Here is a 20847-nt window from a genome sequence, read left to right as displayed (position 1 = left end):
AGGTAACAAGCGAATATGAAAAGTATTTTAATAAGATATGGAGAGTTAACTTTAAAAGGTAATAATAAACACATTTTTATATCACAGCTTATTAGCAACATTAAAAATCAACTAAGTTCTTTTGAAAAAGACAAAATAAAGTACATTAAGGATAATAATTCATTGGTTTTAGATGTTGATGATTTACTTGTTAATGAAATAATAGATAAATTAAAAAACGTTTTTGGTATTTATTCATTTTCTGTAATAGAAAAGTGTGATAAAAATATTCAAGAAATTTTTAAAGTAGTGTTAAAAATAGTTAATAGTTCTGATAAAAAAAGATTTAAGTTAGAAATAGCAAGAAAAGATAAGAGTTTTCCTATGTCTAGTGCTGATCTTAAATTAGAACTAGCTCCTATGATTTTAAAAGCAGCTGGTGATTTAATTGTTGATGTAAAAAATCCAGATTTAAAAATAGAAATACTTATAAAAAATGATGCAGCACACGTATTTTCAGAAAGAATTGAAGGCCTTAAAGGGTTACCTGTAGGTGTTAGTGGAAAAGCTTTATCTCTTTTAAGCGGTGGAATTGATTCTCCTGTGTCTTCTTTTTTAACAATGAAAAGGGGAATGGAAGTTGATTTTATTCACTTTATGACTCCACCACACACAACACCAGATGCACTTGAAAAAGTTTTTGAGTTAGCAAAGATAGTTTCTAAGTTTAATTCAAAAAATTTTAAACTTTATGTATGTAATTTTTCAATGTTACTTCAAGAACTTCAACATATTCCACAACAAAGCTACAAAATAACTATTATGAGAAGAATGTTTATAAGAATAGCAAATAAATTAAGTTTAAAAGAAGGTCATCAATCATTGATTACTGGTGAAAGTTTAGGTCAAGTTGCGTCACAAACTATTAACAGTATTGATGTAATAAATTGTGTTAGTGACATACCAATCTTAAGACCCGTATTAACACATGACAAAGAAGAAATAATTGCTATTTCTAAAAAAATTAAAACTTATGAAACATCAATTTTGCCATTTGATGATGCTTGTTCACTATTCGTTCCCAAAAATCCAGTTACAAAACCAAAAAGGTGAACAGCTGAAAAACAAGAAAATGCAATTCTTTGAAATGAACTATTGGATTTTACATTAGAGAATAGTATTGAAAAATTTTCATTAATTAATGGGGAATTCATCAAACAAGAATAGAAGGAGAAGGTCATGTACTCACCACAGCTTAATGTTAAACTAGTTTATGACTTTCAAAAGTCACTCATCAAAATAGATGAATATATACAATTTGCTAAGTTACACAAATTTACACATTTATTTTATTTTGAAAATACTACAATGTTTGGAGTCGCTGATTTTGTTAAGAAATGCAAAATTAATAATATAAAACCAGTTATTGGTGTTGGTGTTGAACTTGATGACAATAATTTTATTAATATATTACCACTAAATAAAAAAGGTTATCAAAACATTTGTTATATATCTTCTGATTTAAATTTAAATAATATTAAAGATAATAATTTTAAAATTAACATAATAAATAAATATGTTGATACAAATAATATTGTAATAACAAATGTAACTGAATTTAGACAAAAAAATAGTTTAGTTCAAGAAGAAAATTTTTATGATCTTAATTACATTAAGATCTACCCAAATGCAATTAGATATTTTGATGTTGAAGATAAAAAATACTTTTTAGCTTTGTATGCTTTAAAAAACAACATTTCTTATCAAGAAGCTGGTGATATTTATAATATTGATGAATCTTATCCAGATGGCAATATTGATGATATTTATCCTGACAACGATAAACTTTTAAAACAAATAGCTTTTAAAAGTTTTCATGAAATATTGGAAGATAATGAAATTCATTTTGGAGTTTATAATACGCCCAACAATATACCTTCATTTAAATTTTTAAAGAGCTTGTGTTTTATATCACTAGAAAACTATTTTAAAAAAAATGTTTTTTCTGAAAAAGCGAAAATAGATTATATTGAAAGATTAAATACTGAATTGTCTGTAATTGAAAAAACAGGATTTGCAGATTACTTTTTAATTGTTCAAGATTATGTTTTATTTGCAAAAAAAGAAGGCATATTAGTAGGTCCTGGGAGAGGTTCTGCTGCAGGAAGTTTGGTTTCTTTTTTACTAAAAATTACAACAATTGATCCTATTGAGTATGGTTTGCTTTTTGAAAGATTTTTAAATCCTGAAAGAATAACTATGCCTGATATTGATATAGATTTTCAAGATGATAGAAGAAATGAAGTTGTAGAGTATTTGTTTGAAAAGTATGGTAAATTTAACGTTGCTACTATTGTCACATTTCAAACTATTGCTTTTAAATCAGCATTTAGAGATTCTTGTAGAGTTTTTAATGTTGATATCGAAACAGTAAATATCATGAGCAAAGAAGCTAGCGCTTTTGACCAAGATTTTGACACCATTATCAATAAAAGTATTTTATTGAAATCATATTCTAAATCTAATGAATATGATTTTATTTTTAAGTTAACCAAAAAATTAATGGGGATGCCAAGACAAACTGGAACACATGCTGCTGGAGTTGTTATAACTAATAATGATTTAAGAGGAATTGTTCCAATAAAAGAAGGGGTTGGCGGCATTTCTCAAACTCAATTTAATATGAATCATTTAGAAGAAACTGGTTTAATAAAAATGGATATTTTAGGTTTAAGAAATCTTTCTACTTTAAATCAAATAATAAATTTGATTAATAAAAACTATAAAAAAAATATTAATCTTTTAAACATAAATTTAAAAGATGCAAAGGTTTTTAATTTATTATCTAAAGGAGAAACAACTGGAATATTTCAACTAGAATCTGAGGGTATGACTGATGTTGTAAAAAAAATGAAAGTTTCAAGCATAGATGATATAGCTATTGCTTCAGCACTATTCAGACCAGGACCTCAAGAAATGATTCCACAATATATTCAAAATAAAAAAAGCACACAATTAAGTTATGTAGACTCTGCTTTAAAATCAATACTAGAACCTACATTTGGTATTATAGTTTATCAAGAACAAGTAATTAATATTTTGCAAAAAATAGGTAATTTTACACTTGGTAAAGCTGACATAATTAGAAGAGCTATGAGTAAAAAAGATGTTAAGTATATGAGTGGATTTAGAAATGAGTTTATTTTAAATGCACAGTCCAATAATATATCTATTGAAAAAGCAACAAATATTTGAATTTGAATTGAAAAATTTGCTAATTACGGATTTAATAAGTCGCATGCCATTGCTTATTCTTTTATAAGTTACTGATTAGCATGGTTTAAGTTTTATTATCCTGCTGAATTTTACTCAGCCTTATTAAATCATTCTTTGGGTGATAAAGTTAAAAGTAAACTATACATTCAACAATTAAAAAAATATGGAGTGGAAATAGTTAAACCTTCAATTAAAAATTTAAATATTAATTATGTAGGTGTTCAAAAAAAACTTTATATGCCACTAACAATAATTAATGGTATAAATAAAGATTTTGTTTTGAATCTTAGAAATCAAAGTCAAGAACATCAAGATTTATTTAGCGATTTAAACAACTTTTTCTTTTATAGTCAAAAAGCTGGAATTACAGAAAATAATTATGATGCTTTAGCTAAAAGTGGAGCATTTGATTGTTTTGGTTATGATAGTTTCACTATGGTTTCTAATAAACAATTTGTATTTGGTTTTATTAATTCTATTGCACATGATAAATCATTAGATCAACAACAAAATAAGTTCCGAGTAGTTGAAATGGAAGAAACTGATTCAGTTGCTCAATCACAATATGAAAAAGAAATATTTGGTTTTTATATAAATGATAATCCAATAACAAAAATTAAGAATGAAAATGCTTTTTTTAAACCTCAAGATATCGACACTTTAGTTCCTAATATAAGAAATATTAATCTTATAGGTCAAATTGTGAAAATTAAAACAATTAATGATAAAAAAAATGAAGAAATGGCTTTTATTGAGTTTTTAGATGAAACTGGCATTTTAGATATAACAATTTTTGCATCCACATTTAAAGAAATTAAAAATGAGATTATATTAAATAAAAATTATATAATTGAAATCAATGTACAAGAGTATGGTCAAAAAACCACAGGTGTATTTAATAAAATAGTTAAGCCAATAAAATAATAGAAGGAAATAACATGAAAAGAATACTTTTGATTGATGGAAATTCATTAATATTTAGAGCTTATTATGCTCAAGCATACCAAGGGTACACTTTAACAACTTCTAGTGGTATTCCAACAAATGCAGTTTATTCTTTTGCAAATATGATAACTAATCTTTTAAAAGAAAGACAATATTATGATGTTAAGGTTGCTTTTGATAAAGGTAAAAAAACTTTTAGACATGAAAAATTAGAAAATTACAAAGCAGGTAGAGCATCAACCCCTGATGACTTGATAAAACAATTCCCTATAGCACGTGAGTTTTTAACATCAGCTAATATTGATTGATTTGAACTAGAAAATTATGAAGCTGATGATTTAATTGGTACAATGGTAAAAAAAGCTGAAAAAGAAAACCCAAATTTTGAAATTGAAATTTTTAGTAGCGATAAAGACATGTTTCAACTTATATCAAATCAAACAAGAATTGTAACTTCTGAAAAAGGTTTTATTTCACTTTTTGGCATAGATGAATTATTCGACAAATATGGTATATCTCCATCTCAGATACCCGATTTTAAAGGTTTAATGGGTGATTCATCTGACAATTTAAAGGGTGTTGAAGGTGTTGGCCCTAAAACAGCTACTAAACTTATTCAAGAATACAATAATTTAAAAGGGATTTATGAAAATATAGATTTAATTAAAGGTGGAGTCAAAGATAAACTTATAAAAGATAAAGAATCTGCATTTCTGTGTAAAGAAATAGCTACTATTGATTGTGAAGTTAAAATGCAGTCAGTTGAGTTTAAAGAATTAGAAATTGACATTAATAAAATGATTAATTTTTTAAACAAATATGAAATGAAAACTTTGGTAAGCCGATTAACAGGAAGAGCTAATTTTATAAATGACAAAACAAATAATGCAGAAATGAAACCATCTTTTGAATTTACATATAATTTAATAAACGATTTAGATGAAGAGTATTGAAGTGAAGAAAATTATTTGTATATTGAAAATTTTGAAGAAAATTACCATAAAGGAAAAATCCTTTCAATAGTTGTTGTAAATGATAAAGGGAATTTCATATTAAATGATTGATCAAATGCAATTTATTTTAATAAGTTTTTAATGTCTAAGCAAAATAAAAAAATTGTTTTTGATTTAAAAAAAACTTGAGTACTATTTGATAACCACAACTTAAATTACAATCAAGAAAGTTTTGTTTGTGATTTAATGGTTGCTATGTATATCTTGGACTCAAACCTTGTTTCTAATTTACAAAATATAAATGTATTGTTTAATAAAGATTTAATACCTAATGATGAAGAAGTCTATGGCAAGGGTATTAAAAAAACTTTTGATATAGATAATAGTATTAAATACAGTTATTTAATATGCAAAACAATTTGTTTGAAAGAATCTCATTATGCTATGATATTAAAACTTAAAGAAAAAAACCAATATGAACTTTTTGCTAATATTGAATTCCCACTTATAGAAGTCTTATATTCAATTGAGAAGCAAGGTTTGCATATAGACAGAAAAGAATTAGAAAAACAGACATTAAAAACTCTAAAAGCAATTGATGATCTTGAAGAAAAAATGCTTTTTATTTTAGAAAATAAAATACCACAAAATTTTAACTTTGCTTCTCCTAAACAAATTAAAGAATTATTGTTTGATACACTAGAATTAAAATCTAATAAAAAAAACTCTACTGACAGGGATTCATTAGAAAAATTAATCGGTTTTCACCCAATAATTGAATATTTAATAGAACACAGAAAACTCTCAAAATTATATTCAACATACTTAAGAGGTTTTGAAAAATTTATTTTTAGTGATAATAAAATTCACACAATTCTTCACCAAACTTTAACAAATACAGGCAGATTGTCTTCATCTGATCCAAATATACAAAATATTTCTGTAAAAGACGATATTCAAAAAGAAGTCAGAAAAATTTTTGTTTGTGATCCCAATAAGAAGTTTTTGTCTTTTGATTATTCGCAAATTGAATTAAGAGTTTTAGCTGAATTAGGGGATGAAACAAACCTATTAGATATTTTCAATACAAAAAGAGATGTTCATGACGAAGCAGCAAGGTTAATTTTCCATTTAGAAAAAAATGAAAAAGTTGATGCTAGTCAAAGAAGAACAGCAAAAATTTTCAATTTTGGAATAATCTACGGTTTAAGTGGCTATGGTTTAAGTAATGATTTAAATGTTTCTATTTTGCAAGCAAATGAATATATTCAAAATTATTACAAAGCGTTTCCTAAGTTTGAAAATTTTAAAAAAGAATTAATATCTATAGCTAAAAATGAGGGTTATTCACAAACAATTTCTAACAGAAGAAGAGTAATAAATGAATTAAGCTCCCCAATGGCCAAGATAAGAGAATTTGGAAAAAGAATAGCTGTGAATATGCCAATTCAAGGAACAGCTGCAGATATTTTAAAAGTTGCTATGATTAATATTTATAAAAATATTAAATTAAAAAATTTACCTGTTGCTATGGTTGCTCAAATTCATGATGAAATTATTTTTGAAATTCCTGATAAAGGATATGATCACATAATTAAAATTATTGAAAAAGATATGAAAAATGCATTTATAGATTTATTAAAAATAATTGGTGTTAATCAAGAAGTTAAAGTAGAATTAGAAGTTAATATGTCAATTGGAAATAATTGACTAGAATTAAAGTAGGTGAAGCTATGCCAGAATTACCAGAAGTTAGAACAGTTGCTAATGAACTTAACAAAATTTTACCTGGTTTGAGAATTGTTAGTGGTGAAAATTTTATGCCAAAATTAATTTGACGAAATAAGGAAAGCGACTTTTTTGATAAAGTATTAGATCAAAAAATAATAAGTGTTCAAAATTATGGAAAGTATCTTATTTTTAATCTTGAAAATTTCAAAATGATCAGTCATCTTCGTATGGAAGGAAAATGAAGTGTTAGTTCAAAAGATAAGTATGTGTATAATGAAAAGCATTTAAGAATAGAATTTGAGTTATCAAATAACCAATGACTAAGATATTATGATTCTCGAAAGTTTGGTACACTAGAAGTTTGAGATAACAAATCATATTTAAAAGAAAGTGGAATAAGCAAACTGGGACCTGAACCACTGAATAATAACCCTTCTTTTGAATATTTGAAAAAAGCCGCAATTAAAAAAAATGTTAAAGTTAAACCATTTTTATTAGATCAAAAAGTTGTTTGTGGAATAGGTAATATTTATGTTAATGAAATTTTATTTGCTGCAAAAGTAGCTCCTGACAGAATAACAAAGACTTTGGACGATAAAGAAATAAAAAATATTATTAAGTTTTCAAACTTAATTTTAACAAAAGCTATTGAGCTTAAAGGCTCTTCTATACATTCTTATAAGTCTGGGGAAAATGTTGAAGGTCAATTTCAAAATGAACTTAAAGTTCACTTAAGGGAGAACAAACCATGTTTTGAATGCAAAAAACCAATAATAAAAACACAAATTGGTGGTAGAGGAACATACTTTTGTGTGGAATGTCAAAAGTAACACTTAATGTGGAAAAGTGGAAAAAGCAAAAAAACCTTTACCCTGTATAGTACGCGTAATAAAGTTTTCAAACATACACTTTTGAATTTAAAAAACTACTAAAAATTACAAGTATTTTATAAAAAAATTAATTATATTTATACTTATAAACAAGGAGTTAAATATGAGTTTTTTAAATAAAAAATATAGCGTCGAAGTTAGCAATAAAATAAGTCCAGAAGACCATATAATTTTAATAAACTTATATCAACCTTTAATAGGGGCATCTGCTATAGGTGTTTATAACACTTTAATTTTTGAATCATCATGAACAAAAAAAATGAAATCAGCAGTTTTTGAAATTGAAAGACTTGTTAAACTTACAAAGATTAGTGAAGAAAGGCTAAAAACTAGTTTATCTAAGTTGACCAAATTAGAACTTTTAAAAGTTTACAAAGAAAAATCTACAAGCAATATTGTTTTCATTGTTAACAAACCATTAAGCGCTAAAAATTTTTTAAATAATCATAAACTTAAGGAATTGTTGTTTGAAGCCTTAGATTATGATAATTTTGAATCGACAATGTTTTTTTTCAAAGAAAAAACAACATTTACTATTAACGAAGAATACATTGATATTGAAAAAGAATTATTTGATCCATCAGATAAATTATTATCTCAATTAGATTTACGTTTAAATAAATCCGAATACAAAAATGAAGCTTTTAATAACCATTCCTTAAAAGATTTTGAAATAGAACAAATAAGAACCATGCAATCTAATGACTGAGTATCTTATTATAATATGTGTATTGGAATAAACCCTAATGACATAACAATTAATGCTATTAATAAATTAAAAAAAGAATTTGAATTTAATGATGATATTGTTAATTGTTTAATTTATTATTCATATATAAGAAATAATAAAAATTTTATTTTTAGATATGTTAGCAAAATTGCCGAAACTATTTATATGAAAAAAATGAATTCAGTATATTTAGTACACAACTTCTTGAGTTCTATCTTTTTTAAAAAAACAAGTTCTGTTAAGTTTGTTGAATCTTCTGTAATGCAATCACCAACAAAAATAATTGAAGCATCTAATGTCGTTTTAAATGACAATATAGAAATAGAGTGATAGTATGGAAAAGCTGGTCAGTTTTTTAAATTCAAATGATTCATTTTTAAGAATAAAAAAAGAATTTGAAAATAGTAATTACCCAATAAATGATGAAGTTATAAAAACCAATCAAAATATTCTTGAAGAATTTGCTAGTCAATATATTTTATGCACAGTCGGTCCGCTTATTAATTGTCAACAATTGATCAAAGGGATGCAAAGTAATTTAAGTTATAGAGATGAAAAGTTTTATATAACTTATTTTAACTGTGCACACTTTATTTTTGAAAATAGAAATCATCTAATTAAATCTAATTACAGTTATGTTGATTTTGATGTTGATTTATTTCCACAAACAGTCAAAGGATATCTTAAAGGGTTATCTGAAAATAAAATATTTGATGAAAATGAAAAACTAGAAAGAAAAAGGTTGATTGAGAATGCAGGATTAGTAATTGTTAAGTATTTAGAAGATAAGGTTAATAATTATAAAAAAGGTTATTATATTTGGGGAAATTTAGGTATTGGTAAAACTAATCTTTTAAGAGCTCTAGCAAATGAAGCGTGTTTAAGAGGAGGGAATGTTGTATTTTGTACAGCACCTAATATAATTGAAAATGCTAAGGAACAATTTTCAGAAAAAGATTCAAAAAATGTAATTCTAATTAAAAATTTAAAAAAATGCGATGTTTTGTTTATTGATGATTTTGCAGGTGAAATGGTTTCACTATGATCAAGAGATAATTTTTGGTTTAGTATTTTTAATTACAGAATGGATCATCAAAAATTAACATTTTTTACTTCAAACTTTAGCTCAGTTGATTTGGAGAATATTTACACAATTAAGTCTCAACCAAAAACTACAGAAAAAAAGAAAGTTGATAGATTTATTGAAAGAATTAAAGCTATATCTTCAAGTTATAACCTTAAAGGTGAAAAATCGAAAAGAAATTTAGTTTAAAATAAAGGGTGCATAACTTTTTTGTAGGAGGACTCAACTAAGCAATTATCACAATTATTTCAAATGTTAATTCAATCATAACTCTATTTTTTTAAAAAACAAGTAAAATTAACGCAAAAATAATAAATGCGTTTATGATTATGTTTTTTTCTTGTTTTAGGGCACTTTTGGTTCTTTGCCTTACTTCTATACAAAAAATTTATTTTTGTTTGAAAAAAAAGTGTTAAAATTGATTTTAGAGCATATTCATATAACTTAAAAACCTAAATTATTGTTTAAATTGAAATTTCTAGCATTTAATATGTTTTTTATAACTTTAAAAGAAAATATCTTAGAACCATAACCAAGAGTACTTTTAACAAGTCCAGAAACAACAGATTCAGCACTCACACCAATATTTCAAGTTTTATTTTGGTTTTCAATTCCTTTGACGTTATTTTTAAAATATTTTAATATCGAATTACATGCAAAAATTTCTAAAATTTGTATAAGTTCTTCATACATTCCTTTGTAAAAATAACTTAAAGCTGTTTTGAATAATGTTTCAGAATTCTTTATAGAATTATTTAAGAAGACTTTCTTTAATTCCCTAACAGCATGATATCGATCTAATATATAGTCAGCTTCTAAATAATTAGCTAGATTTTTTATTCAAGTAGCACCATCACCACCAACGACTAAATGAGCATTATCAAAATTTTCATAAAAATTACACCCTAATTCATAAATTTTAAATGATAAAGCTTCAGTAGAAATGTTTTCATTTTTTCCAATTAAAAAAGTATTTCTTTTATTGGCTAATTTCTTTCGTTTAAGATTTAATGTTTTTTTATCATAACCAGTACAAAAAGAAATAACCCTAACTTTAGTGTCCTTTCCTCTGTTATATTTTCACCTTTTTTTAGACCTAAATCGATCTACATTTAAAAAAGCATCATCAACAAAAATATAAACTACTTGATTATTTTTTAATAAAACTTTTTTAGTAACTTCATTTCTTTTTTTGTCATTTTCAACAGATTTAAATATTCTTGAAATTGTCATCAATGATAAGTGAGCATTGGGAAACATGTCTATAATGTCTTTATATTTTTTACCACTACCTAATTGATCTTCTATTTTTGCTTTTAAATCAGGATCAATCTTAACGTATTTATTTAAATTTAAGTGAACATCTAACAACTTCACATACTTTTTATCAAAATTATCAAAATAAACCCTTCTATTTATTTTTAAATATCCAAATTCACTAACAATACATCTTTTAGCTAACCTTATCAATTTATATCTTCTTTTATCTCTCTTTATTAGCAATTCATAATCAAGTCTTTCAAGTTCAAGTTTTTTTGTTTTTAGAATTTTTGCAAATTCTTCTCGACAGTTAAATAACATATAAAACACTCCTTTAATAAATACACCAATTTTATTATAAGTACAAAAAAACTACATACTTTGTAGTTAATTTAGTTAAAGTTCTATTAAAACTATCGGTTGTGCCTCTTACTTTTTTTAATAATTTGAAATTGTTTATTTTCTTGCATTAATTTTAACTTTTCTTCTCTTTCTATTTTTCTGATCATTCTATTTTCTTGTTCTTCTAAAGAAAATTGTTTTCATATTCTTTGTTTGTCTTGTTCTTCAGTAGATAAGTTATTATACTCACCTGATAAAATCATTTTTTCAAAATTAACTTTATTTTTAATTTTATTAAACGAATAATTTGACGATCTTTTTATATATTTATACTTTTTATCAAAAGCGGGACCAATAAGCGGTTTCAACTTTTGTTTTAAACTTTTAGCATCAATTATGTAACTTGAACCCTTATCAAATTGAAAAACTTGTCCAGAACTTAACACTACATCAATTATATATTTTTGTTTCAATTTTGTTGATGCTTCTGTTACTCTAATTAAACTTGTGCCAGAATAAACTTTCGTGATCAAAAGTGGTCTTCAGTGTTTTAATTTCAAATCATTATCAGAGTAATCTCCTGGACTTTCAGAATAGCCTAATCAAATTTCTTTTTCCTTCAACATTTAATTACCTGCTTTCTAAATTAGAAAAAGGAGTACTCACTTATGTGAATACTCCCTCTTTCTTTCGGGAATTATTTAATATTATTAGACCCTATATTTAGAATTATACAAAAAAAGAACCAAAAAGGTTCCTTTTTTCCTGCATTTGCATGCGAGACTTGAATTCAAAGTTTAATTTTCTTTGATAAATTAATGTTAACACATAAAATTGTTCTTGTGTTGTTTTTTTATCTAAATATTATAAAATTTATTTTTATTGATCCAACTATATTAAACCCTTCATTAAATTCATTAACAGTTTCACTATCTTCACTATCTATATTAAAATTTTTTAATAATTGTTTTTGATTAGCTTCTTTTAAATAATTTACTGCTTTAGTAGTCATAGAAACTTCATAATATCCATCAACTTCAGTTACTTGTTTTCCGTTTAGCATTGATGGTGTATCTAAGGATTTAGGTGTATCAAAGAAATCAGACGATTCAAAATTTAATAAATTATCAATAAAAGCAAAACCTTCTGGAAATAAATCTTTATCTAAAAAATAATCATATCATTTGGTACTAAGCCCTGTAATAGATTGTGCAATTGCTTTATCTCAAGTTCAAAAAGAGTTCTGATTATCAATGTATCATTGCTTTAATTCTTTATTTGTTTTACCATATCATTCACCTTGGTTTTTTGTTAAATCAAAATAATCAATATTTCAATCACCGTGAAATTCTTGTTCAGCACCTGTTGTTACTGAAAAGTTTTTTATATATTCTTCAAAGCTCATTTCATATTCACCATCTGGAACAATTGGATTATCAATTGCTTTATCAGCTATAGCTTTAGTCAAAACAAAATTATCACTATCAATTTTTCTGCCTTCGACAACACTAATCTTTATTGTTACATCAGTTTCATTATTTTCAATTTCAAAAGCCTCAATTTTTTTAACACCATCAACTTTAACTTTTATTAACTCTTGGTTAACTTCATTTATATCAGTCTTATTTTGAATATGACTAACAGATCTCTTTATGTCTACTATTTTAATTTGTTTATTACAAGCAACAACAGCAAAGCTTGAAGTAACAGTTAAACTAAATGCAGCAATAATACTTAGAATTTTTTTCATATTTTTCACACTTTGCTACATATATTTTAAAAGTAGCTCTTTCTATAATTAACTATATACTTTATTTTATTCAAAATCTAATACATTTTGATATTTATTGGTGCTCAGTTGTTCTTAGTAAATTTGTAAACAATTTTAATAATTCTTACCTTTATCCCACCATTACCACCTTAAATCCCATGGATTTTACTAAAAATGTAGCATTTCATGCTCATTTTTTGAGTAAAAAGGTGGAAGCAAGATAAGAGGTGTAAACAAAAGTTCAAAATACAACTGCTTTTAATATTATTTATTTATAAATAATATCACAACCTAACACAAAAAGTGTTTACAAATATAAAAAAATGTTTACATTTTTGTAAACAAATTAAACTTTTAAATAAAAAACACCAAAATTTGGTGTTTAAAGTTACTTAATTATTAATGCGTTGTTTTTTTATTATAGCAGCTCTTAATTCTACTATTTTACGTCTAATTTCAGGTGTTATATTATTTTGGTTTCTTAAATCATTTAACTGTTCAATTAGTTCTGTTAAATTTCTATCATCCAAAACGTGAATTTCTTTTACTTTGGTAATATTAGAATTTTCATCAACCATTATTTTAACTTCGGGTTTTGTTTTACCAATTTGTTGTTCTTCTGTTTGCTTAATGATATTTTTTAATTCATTTCACAAATCTATTTCATATTTTTCAGAATATAACATAGTTTTCTTTTTAATAAAATTGTTTTCAATTGGTGAGTGATCATAAACTTTTTTACCATAATAATCAATATACTCGTTTTCACCAATTCAAGAAGGTAATAAATATGAAATGTATTTTTTATCATTTAACAAAATAGCTACTAAAGGTTTTGGTAATTGTTGAAGTTCATCTGCTGATATTAAAGCAGTTTTATCTAAAGATTCACTTGCTTCATTATCTCTAGTATTGTAGCTTCTTTTTAATTCTGCTCTTATCCCAAAAGATTTTGAGTATTTTTCATAATCGTCTCTCTCCGTTGAAGAAACAAAATAATTTAATTGACAGTTACCTAAAATTGATTTGGTATTGTTTATTCCATATTTCTCAGTCAATTGACTTTCTTTTTGAAGACAAATTAAAATATTTATATTTCTACTTCTACAAATTGAAAATGCTGAGATAAACTGATCTATTTTATTCATTGAACCAAATTCTTCAAGAATAAATAAAACTTTACGCTCAAGAGCCAAATTAGCACGTTTAGAAGCAATTGAAATAAGTTCTGCATAAATTTGCCCAACAAATAGTGAAACAAGTGAAACATAGGCTTTTTTGTTGTCTGGCACTATTAAAAATATAACTGTTGGTTTTTTAATCGCGTCTTCGACGTTTATTGTATTCTGACAGATTATGTTTTCTAATTCAATGTTGTCAAAAATAATTAAATCATTAGTTAATGTCTTTCATCAATTTTCAACATTACCAGGGTCTTTTTTAAATGTAATTGTAACATCAGCTAATCTAGTTTGTCAGTCATTTTCAGACAATGTATTTTTAGAAATAAAACTTTCAAGTTCTTGAACTTTTTTTGAACTCTTATTTTGGTTTTTAATTTCTATTAAAAGTTTTTGAGCTTTTTCTACATCATATGAGTGTTGAGATATTTTTTCAAAAAACTTGTTTTTATTAGATAAAATTTTTCTAATTGATTTTAAGTTAAAATTATCTATAGTTACCATTTTTGGATATTTAGCATTCAAGGCTAACATAAATTGTAAAGTTCCTTCAAAAAATTCTCTAGCTGCAGAATAAAAGAATTCATTTTTCGGATCTGGAGTAGTATATAAAGAACTTGCTAATTCAGCAATTTGACCAAAAGTTTCACCCTTTAGTTTTCTTTTTTCTTGAGTAATTCAATTTTCCATCTCACTTTGGGATGAAAAATAAACATCGAAGCTTTCATTTTTATTTTCATTTGTTATTTTAATAAATCCTATATATCAGTTTGGATTAGATTCGATGTAGTGGTCATTCACTAAGTTTTCAATACATTCTTTACAACTTAACGAGAAGTGCGTGTAACACCTAGCTAAGTTGCAATGGGATTGTATCATTGCTTTTGGTTCACTAACTTGACCTAATTTTCTTGAATTGTCAATTTCACTTGTTGGATGTAAATATTTTTGTCAAATTTCAAAAATAGAAGTCAGAGGATTTCATGCATCAGATTTATTTGGTTCTTGCAAATTAAAGGTTTTAACTTCATAACCATTTTCAATAAAAGTTTTGGACGTTTTTTGGTATAACTCTCCTTTTGGATCGTTTATAATCATAGATGATTTATTTTTTAATTTAATGTTATAAATTATTGTTGGCAAGATAATTCCAGCAGTTTTACCTGACCCAGGATCACCAAGAACAAAACCATTAACATCACTTGCAGCTGAAGTGTTTAATACTTTAGCTTTTGCATCTCAAACATTGCGAACAACAAATCCTGATTTCAATTTGTTTAATTCAATTTGTAGACTCTCATTAAAATTTTGCATAGAATCTTTTGATTGTTTGACCTTTATGTCATAAATAGAGCCATTTTGAGTTTTTCATTTAGGTTCATCATCAATAATATTTCGATCATCAATAACTAACTTACTAGCTGTTATATCTTTTGTGTCAATATGTTGTCTATACCCGCTTCTTCAAAATTTTGAATATATTGTGATAGCTAATGCTCAATTTAAAAATAACATCAAAACAAAAATCATCACTCCAATAAAAATAGGTCACATCAAATTAAACTTTCCAGTTAACACAAAAAATAAGTTAAAAGGGGTTTTAGAACTCATAGCACCAAGTAATGCTGTTATACAAAATCAAATTAAAATAGCTATTGGAATAGCCAATAATAATTGTCACAAGAAAAATCTTTTAATTATTTTATTTCATAATTGCAGTTTCATTTAAAAACCTCCATTCATAATTAACAAAACACTACATACTATATATATAAAAGACATAGATAAATAAATTGTCTTTCTAGATTTTTTCTTTTTGTTTTTTAAAACTTTTATAGTGTCAAACTGTTTTTCTTTAATTAATTTTTGGTATTTTTTTAAATTTTTAAAATAATCGATAACAAGCCAAACTATTAAACAAAAATTAATAGAGATTAAAGTATATATTGGAATTAACATTTTTATATCCTAATCCTTTCTCTTTCATATTTTTCAATTTCATTTTCAGCTTTCATTTTCAGTCTTTTCATTTCATTTTCAAATTCATATGCTGCTTGTCTAGAACCCAGTTTAAAAGCATCGCTAATCGAATTAGATATTTTAGAGACGTTTTGAGTCAAAAATTTATTTTCTTTGAATTCCTTTTTGATTCCTAGTTGAAAATTTTGATTATAAATTTCATTAAATAACACATTAACATGTTTTGAATAATAACCATTTTCGCCATTCATTAGTGAGTTTTTCACTTCATTAAAAATTAAAGTTTCTTTTTGTTCTTTTGTTAAATTATTTTCAGATAAATTATTATATAAACTTTGTGAATTTATTTTTAAATTTAATTTATCGAGAGCATCTATTGTTTTTAATGTTTGAATGGTTTTGGTATCATTATCATCAATTTTCTTTAGAAGAACTTTTGTTAGTTCATGCGAAATATCATCAACTTTACTTTGGATGTTTTGAAGCATTAACGTACCATTTTTAGACTGCTTTATTATATTTTCAACATATGATATAGCTTCGATCTTTCCTTCATCATTTAATGTGTTAAAACTTAATGTTGAGCCCTTTTTAGTTCTATAAGTTTTCATTGTTTCAAATCAACTTATGTGTTCATGATTTAATAATTTTTGGGTTTTTACCATTGAACATTTAAGTTTTTCTCAAGTGTTAATTTTATTGAGAAACAACATATTGGAATCTACCTTTTTTGCGATTTGCTTTTCAATTTCTGTTAAATTAGTTCTTCTTTCAAAAAATTGTTTTAGTTTATTTTTAGAATGGCTTTCATGAATTAAATTTATGTTATTAATTAAATTATTTTTCATTGATTTTATATTTTTATTATGATTTTGTTTTTCTTTAACAGTTAGCTGTTCAGATAAATATCTTTTTCTAAAATTAAGTTCTAAATCTTTAATTTTTAAACTTAATTCATCTATTTTTTTAATTTGTTTATGAATCAAGAATTGTTGATGTTTAGATAAAAAGAATTGTCCACTTATTTCTTCAGAAATTAAGGCTTTGGTTTCTAATTCTAAAACTCTCATTTTTTGGTAACTTAGTTCATTAGTTTGAGCATTTAATTCAATTCTTTGATAAAAATACTTCATAGATTCTTGGTTTAAATTTCCCTTGAATTTTCATTCACCATTTCTGTTAGGTTCATTTTCATAAAAAAATAAATGAGCGTGTGGATTAGATGTATTTCCATGCATAGAAAATCCCCAACTCATTCTTTTAGGGTCTAAATTGTTTTCAATAAATAATTGATCAATATTTTTACTTATGAGTTTTCCAATTACTTCAGGAACCAAAATATTGTTATCTTCAGCAAATTCTGTATCAAAAGATAAAACAGTATCTCACATTAACCTATCATTGTTATTCCTCATATTTAAAAATTCATTTTTTAAATTTTGAACTTCTTGTTTTGACAACTCACCAAAAATATAACTACCTTTAGTTTTGAAATGTGCCTGATTAGTATAAAGTCCAGTTCCTCATTGCACTTTTTTATATTCTTCAATACTCTTTTGTCTTCTTGAGCGTTCTCTATCTATTTCCAAAAGTTCTTTTAACATTTCTTGTTCAGTTTCTTGTGTTAAATTAAAGATTGTAGATTCTCTAGCTATAAAATCAGAATTTTGAAAATGGCCTGCTTCATTTAATGAATTAAATAATTTTGTTTTAAAGTTTCAACCATACTTTGAATACTTTTCATCATCAAATATATTTTCACTAGCTTTTAAAAATTCTTCACTCACTCCTTTGTTTAATCATTTCTGTCTTCACTCACTCCTGCTTTCTAACATGAATTCATTTAACTCTCTATTTTCTTGCAAAGCTTTTTCAGGAAGTGCTTTTAAAATACATGCTTGTTTTCTTGTTATGTAATCGATATAAGTAATATTTTTAGAACCTTTTTTGCCGCGATAATAGTTTGTCAATCTTTGTTTTGAGTTGTTGGGATCATAAAATCTTATTACTTTGAAAATGTTATTTTGTTTTCTATTCATTAGAACCTGCTTTCTAAATTAGAAAAAGGAGTACTCACTTATGTGAATACTCCCTCTTTCTTTCGGGATTATATTTAGTTACTAGTTGTACAATAAAATTATAATTGATTTAATTGAAAAAACCTTAACAATGAAAAAATAGCAATAAAAAAACCTTTTTATTTTTCAAAAGGTTTATTTTAAAATAAGTTTAAATATTTTTTAATTTTAATAAATATAGGATTATTAACCATAATTTCATAAATTAAATTCCAATCTGGTTCTTCTTTGTTGTTTACAGGTAAAGTTAATTTTAAAGTTCCATTTTTGAACTCACCTTCACTTATTGAATATCCAAAATATCTATTTTTGTGTTCTAGGCTCATAGCAAAAGCAATAAAAATTTTGTGCTCTAGACTCAATGTCTTGTCTATCAAATCAAAAACTTTGCATGTGCTTGCTACAATAAATTTATAAGGATGGAAGAAAGCTAGGCCTGCTCCCCCATCTCCTTGAGTGTTTCATGTAAATAAATTATCCAAAACAGATTCATTATATATATTTCTTATATTGCTTATTCTACAACCGTTTCTAGAATTTGATGCAGCGACATATGAGATATCTCCATCTTTGATATCTATATATTTTTCAATTCTTAGTGCATTATTAATATTTTTTTTAATTTCCAAATGCTCATTAGCTGAAGTTTCCTTTAATTTAAAATTTTTAATATATTTTTTTATATCATAAGCTTTTAATTCAGAGTCTATGTTTAAGAAATGATCATAAATTTTATATTTATCTTTATTGTTATTCTTATTTACTATTTCTTCAAACAAATTAAATAAATAATCATTCAAATTTAAAAAATCTTCAGAAGATATTTTATTATAGAAATTAAAATTTCATGTATCATTTTCAGATACGTTCTTTATGTTAATTGATGTATTTAAAATTTCTTTTCTATTTTTATAATTCTCTAAAAAATCACTTTTAATTTGTGACCATTTTTTAATGCCATCGTATCTACCATGTTTTTTGCTAGATATGAAACCATCATCTTTAAGGTCATAAAAATATGTTCCAAGATAATTTTCAGAATTTGGCCTTCCTATATCAGCGACAAGAATAGATGTTTTAACTTGTGCGCCAGAAGAACTTTTGTTTTGAAAAATATTGTTTGGCATATTAATAACAGCCATCAGCGAATTATTTTTCAAGAACTCTCTTTTAAAATCAGTATTTCCTTTAAAAATAGAAGTTGAAACAATTATTACAACTTTTTCTGTTGCCAATGTTAAAGATTTATTTATAAATTTTCACATTTCATCCTGAGATAAATAAGGCGGATTCATTATAACTTTTTTAGGATTTTCTACAAAGTCTTTTTTATCGTATTTAAAAATTCCAGATTTTTTAGGTTCGGGGTTGTCGTCATCAACAAAAATATTAGTCTTACCATCATCATTAATAAGCATATTCACTAATGTTAAAAAAAACATTTCTTTAGATATCTCTATTCCGTATATTTTTTTACTTTTAATTGTCTCAATTTCTTCATCATTTTTAGCCATTGATATTAATTTATTCATAGAATTAACTAAAAAAATTCCCGTTCCACAAGCAGGATCTATTACAGAGTCATCTTTTTTTAATTCTGCTAGGTCTATCATTAAATTTGCTATGTGTTTTGGAGTTAAAACTTGACCTAAAATTTTTCCATCTCCCGATGTGTATCTCAGTAAAACTCTATACATGTCACCAGAAAAATCATGATAAGACTCTTTTTTCATTTTGTTTATAATTGGCATTAATTTTTGATCTATGTTATCAATAATTTTTTTTCAAATTTCATTATTTATTGAATATGATTCAATTAGATTACAAAATCTATCAATAATTCCAATATTTTTGTCTCTTTTATTTTCAGGCAAAACATTTAACATTTTAGTTTTTATAGAACTAATTAGTAAACCACTAATGTTGCTTGTATTAGTCTTGTGCTTTTCAATGTCTGTTTGTATTTGCTTAAAATGCGTTAAAGAAAAAATTATAGAACCAGTAATTATCGGTCTTTTTTCTGTAGAAATTTTACTATCATCCATTAGCTTATTTAAAGAAGAAATTGCATCACTTAGGTTATCAACTTTTTCATCAATCAAATCATCAGCTATAATATTCTCGTAATCAAACTCATTTAATATTCTTTGAGATGGTAAGGGTTCAAAAATGAGGCTATCTTTTTTTGAATAAAATTGATCAATTATGTAATCACCCTTAGAACCTGAAGCAGCTATTCCAAATACGTCATAATCTTTAAAAAAACTCATATAATGCAGTACTCCATCTGTTGCAAAAATTTTTGGGTCAGTTATTTTTCCGATTTTATTAGATGTGTGTTTTTTCTTATCGTTTTTAATTTCTCCTAAAATTAAAAGCTTAGTCTCGGGATTAAAATATATTAAATCTGGTTTTCCTAAAGAAGGATTGATAGAATTAGAAAGATTTTTTGATGCTGTTGATAATTTTGAGTTTATTTCTTCAAAATCAGACTTATTAACATTTCAATCATATTTGTACAAATTTCTTTTTTTCATATCACTAACAACATTAAACAAATAATTATGTAAGTAAAATTCTAATTCACTATTTTTCATAAAACCTCCTAATATTTTATAAGTACAAGTAAATCAATTATATCATTCAA

At 25.0% G+C, this 20847-nt stretch carries 12 protein-coding genes; 6 read left to right on the top strand and 6 right to left on the bottom strand.

From position 1 onward, the window contains the following. The first annotated feature begins 15 nt into the window (after window positions 1–15). The 6 genes from thiI (at window position 16) to EELLY_RS01950 (ending at window position 9777) form a co-directional block, all read left to right on the top strand. Window positions 16–1206, top strand: coding sequence for a tRNA uracil 4-sulfurtransferase ThiI (gene thiI / locus EELLY_RS01975; protein WP_104205798.1), 1191 nt, complete (start codon window positions 16–18; stop codon window positions 1204–1206). A 12-nt stretch (window positions 1207–1218) separates the two neighbouring features. Next, the gene (dnaE, locus tag EELLY_RS01970) at window positions 1219–4179 is read left to right on the top strand and encodes a DNA polymerase III subunit alpha (RefSeq protein WP_104205797.1); all 2961 of its coding nucleotides are present in this window, start codon (window positions 1219–1221) and stop codon (window positions 4177–4179) included. Window positions 4180–4193: 14 nt separating this feature from the next. Beyond that, entirely contained in the window at window positions 4194–6878 is a 2685-nt protein-coding gene (gene polA, locus EELLY_RS01965; protein ID WP_104205796.1) for a DNA polymerase I, read from the top strand. After that, window positions 6860–7714, top strand: coding sequence for a DNA-formamidopyrimidine glycosylase (mutM, locus tag EELLY_RS01960; protein WP_245859144.1), 855 nt, complete (start codon window positions 6860–6862; stop codon window positions 7712–7714). The genes polA and mutM overlap by 19 nt, the downstream gene beginning before the upstream one ends. Window positions 7715–7877: 163 nt before the next feature. Further along, window positions 7878–8837: a DnaD domain protein gene (locus tag EELLY_RS01955; protein WP_104205795.1), complete on the top strand. Its 960-nt coding sequence runs from the start codon at window positions 7878–7880 to the stop codon at window positions 8835–8837. A gap of 1 nt (window position 8838) precedes the next feature. After that, window positions 8839–9777 (top strand): DnaA ATPase domain-containing protein, encoded by a 939-nt coding sequence (locus EELLY_RS01950; RefSeq protein ID WP_104205794.1) that lies wholly within the window; start codon window positions 8839–8841, stop codon window positions 9775–9777. A gap of 255 nt (window positions 9778–10032) precedes the next feature. Here the strand turns inward: EELLY_RS01950 and EELLY_RS01945 are convergent, their stop codons facing one another. The 6 genes from EELLY_RS01945 to EELLY_RS01915 form a co-directional block, all read right to left on the bottom strand. Next, window positions 10033–11169 (bottom strand): Mbov_0401 family ICE element transposase-like protein, encoded by a 1137-nt coding sequence (locus EELLY_RS01945; RefSeq protein ID WP_104205495.1) that lies wholly within the window; start codon window positions 11167–11169, stop codon window positions 10033–10035. 92 nt (window positions 11170–11261) lie between these two features. Next, window positions 11262–11816, bottom strand: coding sequence for a hypothetical protein (locus tag EELLY_RS01940; RefSeq protein WP_104205496.1), 555 nt, complete (start codon window positions 11814–11816; stop codon window positions 11262–11264). Window positions 11817–12043: 227 nt separating this feature from the next. Beyond that, on the bottom strand, window positions 12044–12940 hold the full coding sequence (locus EELLY_RS01935) for a lipoprotein (RefSeq protein ID WP_104205497.1): 897 nt from the start codon (window positions 12938–12940) through the stop codon (window positions 12044–12046). A 413-nt stretch (window positions 12941–13353) separates the two neighbouring features. Continuing rightward, window positions 13354–15867 (bottom strand): type IV secretory system conjugative DNA transfer family protein, encoded by a 2514-nt coding sequence (locus EELLY_RS01930; RefSeq protein ID WP_104205498.1) that lies wholly within the window; start codon window positions 15865–15867, stop codon window positions 13354–13356. 236 nt (window positions 15868–16103) lie between these two features. Next, on the bottom strand, window positions 16104–18161 hold the full coding sequence (locus EELLY_RS01920) for a relaxase MobL (protein WP_104205500.1): 2058 nt from the start codon (window positions 18159–18161) through the stop codon (window positions 16104–16106). 179 nt (window positions 18162–18340) lie between these two features. Further along, window positions 18341–20797 carry an HsdM family class I SAM-dependent methyltransferase gene (locus EELLY_RS01915; RefSeq protein WP_104205501.1) on the bottom strand — a complete coding sequence of 819 codons (2457 nt, stop codon included), beginning with the start codon at window positions 20795–20797 and terminating at the stop codon, window positions 18341–18343. Window positions 20798–20847 lie beyond the last annotated feature (50 nt).

It is taken from the genome of Entomoplasma ellychniae (assembly GCF_002930155.1).
Lineage (GTDB): Bacteria > Bacillota_I > Bacilli_A > Mycoplasmatales > Mycoplasmataceae > Entomoplasma > Entomoplasma ellychniae.
This window is presented reverse-complemented; position numbering and strand designations above follow the sequence as displayed.